At 70.2% G+C, this 6,783-nt stretch carries 6 protein-coding genes; all 6 read right to left on the bottom strand.

Annotated elements, in window-relative coordinates; genetic code table 11:
• Positions 1 to 106: 106 nt before the first annotated feature.
• The 6 genes from AB0M65_RS28305 to AB0M65_RS28280 all read right to left on the bottom strand — a co-directional run bounded on the left by AB0M65_RS28305 (position 107) and on the right by AB0M65_RS28280 (position 6,718).
• On the bottom strand, positions 107 to 1,231 hold the full coding sequence (locus AB0M65_RS28305; protein WP_364033905.1) for a S1 family peptidase: 1,125 nt from the start codon (positions 1,229 to 1,231) through the stop codon (positions 107 to 109).
• Positions 1,232 to 1,394: 163 nt separating this feature from the next.
• A complete protein-coding gene (locus tag AB0M65_RS28300; protein ID WP_364033902.1) occupies positions 1,395 to 2,633 on the bottom strand; it encodes a serine hydrolase domain-containing protein in 1,239 nt (412 codons plus the stop codon).
• 38 nt (positions 2,634 to 2,671) lie between these two features.
• Entirely contained in the window at positions 2,672 to 3,508 is an 837-nt protein-coding gene (locus AB0M65_RS28295) for a DUF4097 family beta strand repeat-containing protein (RefSeq protein ID WP_364033899.1), read from the bottom strand.
• Positions 3,509 to 3,649: 141 nt separating this feature from the next.
• On the bottom strand, positions 3,650 to 3,865 hold the full coding sequence (locus tag AB0M65_RS28290; RefSeq protein WP_364033896.1) for a hypothetical protein: 216 nt from the start codon (positions 3,863 to 3,865) through the stop codon (positions 3,650 to 3,652).
• An 88-nt stretch (positions 3,866 to 3,953) separates the two neighbouring features.
• Complete coding sequence (locus AB0M65_RS28285; protein ID WP_364033893.1) at positions 3,954 to 5,495, bottom strand: PQQ-binding-like beta-propeller repeat protein; 1,542 nt, start codon at positions 5,493 to 5,495, stop codon at positions 3,954 to 3,956.
• Between the two features lie 14 nt (positions 5,496 to 5,509).
• Positions 5,510 to 6,718, bottom strand: coding sequence for an MFS transporter (locus AB0M65_RS28280; protein ID WP_364033890.1), 1,209 nt, complete (start codon positions 6,716 to 6,718; stop codon positions 5,510 to 5,512).
• Between the last annotated feature and the right edge of the window lie 65 nt (positions 6,719 to 6,783).

Here is a 6,783-nt window from a genome sequence, read left to right as displayed (position 1 = left end):
TGCGTGGGCCCTTCGACCGAGTACGTCCAGTACGAGGACGAAGGGCCCACACCACCAGGAACCACCTGGATCACGAACCCCATCGAACAGATTTGCCAGACACGCCCTAGGCGGTGACGAGGGACAGGCCGTAGTTCTGCAGGATCTCGTTCACCGGCTGGAACCAGGTCTCACCGCCGGAACCGCAGTTCCCCCAGCCGCCGGACGTGACGCCCTGAGCCTGGTCGCCGGTGATGAAGGAGCCGCCGGAGTCGCCGGGTTCCGCGCAGACGTCGGTGCGGGTCATCTGGTGGACCGCACCCTGTGCGTAGTTGACGGTTTCGTTGTGTCCCAGCACGGTGCCGCAGTGCCAGTGCGTTGTCGAACCAGACCGGCACACCGAGGTGCCGACCGGCGCGACCCACGATCCACGGACGAGCGCGTCGCTCACCGTGCCCCAGCCGAGGACGACCGGTGCGGTCCACCAGCCGTTGCCGATGCGGATGAACGAGTAGTCGTTGCCGGGGAAGGAAGATCCGGCGAAGTTACCCATCGCCGAGCCGTCCCAGCCGACGACGGAGCTGCCGTTGCCGCCGCAGTGACCCGCGCTGACGAAGCCGCCGTGCACGGAGAAGCCGATCGAGCAGCGGGTGTTCCCGTTGATGTAGTAGGGGTCGCCGCCGACGGTGCCCGCCGAGAACGGTTCGGCCTTCGGCGCGGTGGCCACCGTGACCGGACCGATTTTCCTTGCCCTGGCGAGGAAATCGTCGACGTCGGCGCCGTGCGCGCCGGGCCGCAGGGTGACCACGACGCTGCCGCCGCGCGGGTCGGTGCGCCAGCCGCTGACGGCCGCCGGTGCGGGCCGGGACTGGGCGGAGACGTCGATTTCGGCCTTCGCCGCGTCGAGTTTCGCCGCGCTGATCGCGACAGCGGCGGGTTCGGCACCGGCCTGCCGGACGGCGTCCGCGGCCGCCGGGTCGGTCACGCCGACGACGAGTTTGCCGAGTGCCGGGTCGAACCAGGCACCACCGAAGGCCGCACCCGCCGCGCGTTGCGCGTCCGGCAGCACGCGTGTGGCGGTCATTTCCCGGACGAGCCTGGCTTCGGCCTGTGTGGCGGTGAGGCCCAGATCCCGCTGCATGGCGGTGATCAGTCCGGGGGAAGCCAGCGCGACAGGGGCGAGGGCGGCGGAAATGAGGCCGGCGGTCAGGACGGCGGCGCCGCCCAAGGCCAGGGCGATTCTTCGACGCATGGGAAATCCTCCAAGGCCGGGGGAAAGAAACACACTGCTCGCCGAGTGTGCGGCCGGCCTCGGAGCACGTCGCGAATTGTCCGGTCTTCTGTCCGAATTCTGCCCGTGGCGCCGAATTACCCGTCCTTTCGGACATCGAGGCCCGGAAAGCACCTGAAGAGGGTCAGCCGAGGCAGGATCGGACGGCCTCGGCCAGGCCCGCCGCACGCGGGTCGTCGGGCCGGAAGCTCCAGTTGTTCGTGACGTAGCCGAAGCCGACACCGGCCTCGGGGTCCGCGAAGCCGATCGATCCGCCGGAGCCAGGGTGACCGAACGAGCCCGGCCCGGCCATCGGCAACGGCGTACAGGCGCGGTGGAACCCGAGTGACATGTAAAAGGAGCGGTCGGCCGGGATGTCCAGCTCCGGCGGGAGCCCGTGCATCCGCGTCTTGTCGGTCTGGACTTCGGTCATCGTCTCGACGGTCGCCGGATCGAGCAGCCGGACGCCGTCGACGTCGCTCACCGTGGCGGCGTACATCCTCGCCACCGATCGCGCGTCGGCGATCATGTTCGCCGCCGGGAACTCCGCCGCGCGCCAGGCACGCGTGGTGAAGTAGTCGGACGTGTTGTCCAAGGCACCGCCGAGTTCGCCTGCCTTGGCCTGGACCGAGCCAGGGCTCCAGATGGCTTGGATCCAGGCGTTGACCGTGTCGGCGTCCAGCCCGGTCACCTTGATCATCCCGGCGAGCAGTTCCTCCAGGCTGAACGGAGCGGCGTAGTGGAGCTGGGCGACCCGGCTCTCCTCGGTCTCGGGCAAGCCGATCCAGGCACTCAGCCCGAGCGGGCCGGCGACCTCGTCGGCGAAGAACGTGCCGAGTGACTTGCCGCTGATCCGGCGTACGACCTCGCCGACCAGGAAGCCGTAGGTGACGCTGTGATAGACGTGCTCGGTTCCCGGCTTCCACAGCGGTTTCTGCGCTTCGAGTGCCCGGATGACCGGATCCCAGGCACAGGCCTGTTCGAAGGTCAGCGGCCCGTCGACGATCGGCAGCCCGGCCTGATGCGAAAGCAGCCAGCGCACCGGGATCTCTTCCTTGCCGCCGGCGCCGAACTCCGGCCAGTACGTGGTCACCGGGGCGTCCAGGTCCAGTTCACCGCGCTGCGCCAGCAGATGCGCGCAGATCGCCGTCGCGCCCTTCGTCGTGGACGCGACCTGGACGACGGTGTCGTCGCGCCACGGCCGGTTCTCCTCACGATCGGCGGAGCCGCGCCACAGGTCGACGACGGGGCGGCCGCCCACGTAGACACTGCATCCCGCGCCGACCTCGCCGGGGGTTCCCTCGAAATTCGCGTGGAACGCGTCCGCGACCTTTCCCCACCCTTGTTCGACGAAGTCGCCACCGTTGCCGACGGAGCCTGTCATGTCGTGAATCCTTTCGGGAGAGCTGAAGTTTCGGGTGTTCAGGAGGCGACGCGGTGGATGACGATGTCGTCGAGCCGCGTCCGGGCGATGACCTTGACCGCGGCACCCGACTCGCCGGGCTGGTGCTGAGCGGACAGCGAGTTGCGCACCGTGCCCTTGGTGCTCTTCGCGTCCACGGACGCGGTGCTGCCGTCGCTGATGCCGACCTCGATACCGCCGGCGGCGTTCGTCAGATCCGCCAGGCCGCGCGTCAGCCGCCCGATCCGGATGGGGCTGTCACCCGTCTTGACCGTGACGTCGTCGTCGGCGCGGTCGATGTCGAAGGCGCCACCGGAGCTTTCGAGCGCGAGGACGGACCGGGCGCGGCCGATCCAGACCTGCGCGGACGAGCCCGAGTACCGGACGGTGCCCTCGACCTCGCCGATCCGCACCCCGGCCGTGCCACCCTCGATGGCGACGTCCCCGGCGACGTGACCGATCGCGATCCCACCCGCCGCGAGGTTCCCCCGCAACGCGGTGACCCGGTCGATCTGGACCTGCCCCGACGAGGTGTTCAGTTCGCAGTCGCCGAGCGGGCCGTACGCGTGCACGTCCGTCCACCCCGTGTTCAGGACCAGCCCGGAGCCGGCGGGTACTTCGATCGTGATGGCGACGGAGCCGTTCTTGTCGCCCGATTTGGTCGTCTTGATCGAGAGTTCGCCGTCGGTGAAGTCGACCTTGGTCTTTTCGGCGACCTTCACGTCGGTCTTGTTCGTGCCGTCGAGGGGCTCGACCCGCACCACGGTGTCGGACCGTTCGCTGGCGGCGATGCGTACCTTGGCGCCCGCGGTGGTCAGGGTGGCGGTGATCGGGTTGGGGGTGGTGAAGGAAGGCATGTCGGATTCCCTAGCTGTGTCAGTTGTCCTCCGCCGCTCGGGGGCTCCCTCGGCGGCTCGTTGGGACTACCTTCGCCGGCGGGACTGACACAGGTCTGACACAGCACTGACACCGGCGGGAACGCCTCAGCCGTCCGGATGTCACTCGGCAGGCGTCGACTTTCCCCGGCGACGGGTGCGCGCCACGCCGATCCACAGGAGAACGGACACCGCCGCGCCCGGCACCACGGTCAGATAGACCGGCCACGCGCGAAAACCCGACACCCAGAGCATCGTGGCCAGGCCGAGGGAGATCAACGTCCAGGCCAGCGGGAGGGCGATACCGCTCCGCCTCCAGCGTGCGACGAGGTCGCGCATCCTTGCTTCCTCTTCGTTTCGTGGCGGACGGCTCATTCCCGATGGTTACCCGCTCGCCGCCTTGTCAATCCAGGACAGCGTGCCGGACTCAGCGGGCGGGATAGCCGATCACCGGGGCGCCGCCGCGCGCGGCGACCAGGGCACCGGGGGCGGGGATGAGCGAAGGGCGGGCGAAACCGGTGTACGGGGTGCCGGGTGGCCAGTCGATCGGCAGGGTGGACGCCGGTGAGCCGTCGAGCTCCTGCCGGTGCGCCACCAGCCGGCCGCCGGACAGGGCGCACAGGCGCAGGTAGGCCGTCGGCGTGGTGGAATGCGCCAGCCGGACCGGGCAGGCGGCGAGATCGACGGCGATCCCGCCGTCCACTGTGGACGCGGTGGTCTTCCCGTTCTCGTCGCGTTCCGAGACGGCCACCGGTCCGAGCGTGATCTGCTTCGGCGCCCTGGGGTCCATTGTGGATACGATGGCGCCGGTGGCGGCGGCGAGTACGACATCGGTGCCGTTGCCGGTGGCCAGGCCGGGGTACCGCAGTGCCAAGGAAACGGTTTCGCCGTCTGGCGAGGAATGCAGGTAGAAATCGGCCTTCTCGTCGGAGGGCCGCGTCACCGGCAACCGGTGTTCCCAGCGCGGCGTTCCGGTGCGTTCGTCCAGCCCGAGCACGCTGAGCCTGTCCGGGCACAGCAGCGGAGCGAGTACCACGTCACGGCCGCTCGCGGGCAGGGCGAACGGGGAGACGCAGCCCTCGGGCGCGGTCCATGTCCACCGACGGCTCCCGGTGCGCAGGTCGAGCGCGTCGACGCGGAAGTTGTCGTTTCCCAGGTAAACGCTCGACGGCAGTACGGTGGCGGTCGGCGCCAGGAGGTTCGCGCCGCGTACCTCGTCGATCAGCGTCTCCTGGAGCGGCACGCCGGTGAACGCGTCGAGGACCGTGAGGTGGTCGCGGCCGTCGCCTCCATAGACGGCCAGCAGCAGGTGCAGGTCCGGGGTGGCGACGAGCGCGCGCAGGTGAGCTCCGGGCCGCGCGTAGGTCCAGCGCACCGCGCCGGTCGGGCCGTCGAGGGCGGTGATGTCGCCGTCCGGTCCGGCGACCGCCACCCCGGCGCCCGCCGCGACGACGTCCCGCACCTCGGTGGGGGAGGTCCACTTCCACGGTGTGCCCTTGACCCGGTCGGCGAGCGCGGGTGCCACGACGGCCGCGGTCGTCACGGACCGCACGGCCAGCGAGGGCACGGTCATCGCCGCTGCCACGGTTCCCGCCGCGAGTACCACCACCAGCGGCAAGGCGAGCCACCATCGCAGCGGACGCGCCCTGTCGCCCCTCACGGTCAATCCGGTCGCCGCCACCGAGATGACGGCGGCGACCGTGAGTACTCCCGTCGAGTTACCCGGTGTGCCGCTGCCGAGATCGGTGCTCAGGCAGTAGCTCGCCCAGCCCGTCGCACCCGCGGCGACGACCAGTGCGGAAATCCGTACCCACCGGGATTTACCGAACGCCAGCAGGGCCGCGAGGACCAGCGCCGCCGCGACCATGGCCACCTCCGGATCCGGCCGGTCGGTCCGGGCCGCGTCACCGGAGAGGAACGCCGCCACTACCGCGCAGCCCGCGGCGAGCGCCGCGATCACTGCCCCCATTTCCGCCCCCAGCCTCACCTTGCCCGTGCTGGAGAATCCTCACACGGCAAGGGATTCCCGGTGTCCGTCGAAATGACCACACGGCGTCGGGACACCGCCCAGATGACGAGCGCGCAGAGCGCGAACGTCGCGCCGAGGACAGTGGGGCCGGTCCAGCCCACCGCGTCGAACAGTGCGGTGGTCGCGGTGGCGCCGAGTGCGGAACCGAGGGAGTAGAAGACCATGTAGCCGCCGATCGTGCTGCTGGTGCGATCGGCGTAGACGGCGGTGAGGATGTGCTGGTTGCTGACGTGGACGGCCTGGACGGCGAAGTCGAGCGCGATCACACCGGCGATCAGCAGAAGCAGGGACGAGCCGAGTTGCCCGATCGCGAGCCAGGAGCCCAGCAGGAGGGCGAGTGCGAGGCCGGTGACGCGGCCGGCGTGCCCGGCGTCGCCCCAGCGGCCGGAGCGGGCGGCGCCGAGTGCGCCCGCGAGCCCGGCGATGCCGAACAGCCCGATCCGCGCCTCGCTCAACCACCACGGCTCACCGGCAAGCGGGAGCGCCATGCCGCTCCACAGGGTGCCGAAGGAGGCGAAGAGGAAGAACGCGATCAGCCCGCGGCTGAGGAACGCCGGCCGGGTGAAAAGGGCGCCAAAGGAACGGATGATCTGCCCGTATCGCTCGGTGGTGGTACGGACGTCCGCCGGTAACGCGACAAAACTGAGCATGCCGAGGACGGCGGCGAGGACCGCGAGGGCGAGATAGCCGCCGCGCCAGCCCCACAGATCCGCCAGTCCGCCCATGACGACCCGTGTGCCGAGGATGCCGACCACCACCCCCGAGGTGACGACGCCCAGATCGCGGCCGCGTTCGCCGGGCGGCGAGAGCGTGGCCGTGTAGGCGACCGCGGTCTGCACCACCACCGCGAACGCGCCCGCGACGGCGAGGCCGGCGAACGCCAGCCAGGCGACCGGCGCGACCGCGGTGACCGCCAGCCCGGCCGCGACCAGCGCCAGGTGCGCGGCGATCAGCCGACGGCGATCGAGCAGATCTCCCAGTGGTACCAAGGAGATCAGGCCGGTGAGATAGCCGAGCTGCCCCACGGCCACGAACCAGCCTGCCGCATCGAGGGGGACGCCGAGTTCCCGCCCCATCGGCCCCAGCACCGGCTGCCCGGCGTAGACACCGGCGACAGCCACCCCGCACACCATCGCCAGCAGCAGTCTCGTCCCTCGACCCATTGACGCCTCCCGGTTTAGTTGCAAATTGCAACTCTTCGGAGAGTAGGGCAGAATGGTTTCATTAC

This window comes from Amycolatopsis sp. NPDC051071, assembly GCF_040682875.1.
Lineage (GTDB): Bacteria > Actinomycetota > Actinomycetes > Mycobacteriales > Pseudonocardiaceae > Amycolatopsis.
The sequence above is the reverse complement of the archived record's forward strand: the minus strand, read 5'-3'. Positions and strand labels throughout refer to the sequence as shown.

Bases quoted from the DNA above. Each gene is read 5' to 3' on its own strand.
- AB0M65_RS28290 (WP_364033896.1), bottom strand. From the start codon at position 3,865: ATGCGCGACCTCGTCGCACGCTGGAGGCGGAGCGGTATCGCCCTCCCG.
- AB0M65_RS28280 (WP_364033890.1), bottom strand. From the start codon at position 6,718: ATGGGTCGAGGGACGAGACTGCTGCTGGCGATGGTGTGCGGGGTGGCT.
- AB0M65_RS28300 (WP_364033902.1), bottom strand. From the start codon at position 2,633: ATGACAGGCTCCGTCGGCAACGGTGGCGACTTCGTCGAACAAGGGTGG.
- AB0M65_RS28305 (WP_364033905.1), bottom strand. From the start codon at position 1,231: ATGCGTCGAAGAATCGCCCTGGCCTTGGGCGGCGCCGCCGTCCTGACC.
- AB0M65_RS28285 (WP_364033893.1), bottom strand. From the start codon at position 5,495: ATGGGGGCAGTGATCGCGGCGCTCGCCGCGGGCTGCGCGGTAGTGGCG.
- AB0M65_RS28295 (WP_364033899.1), bottom strand. From the start codon at position 3,508: ATGCCTTCCTTCACCACCCCCAACCCGATCACCGCCACCCTGACCACC.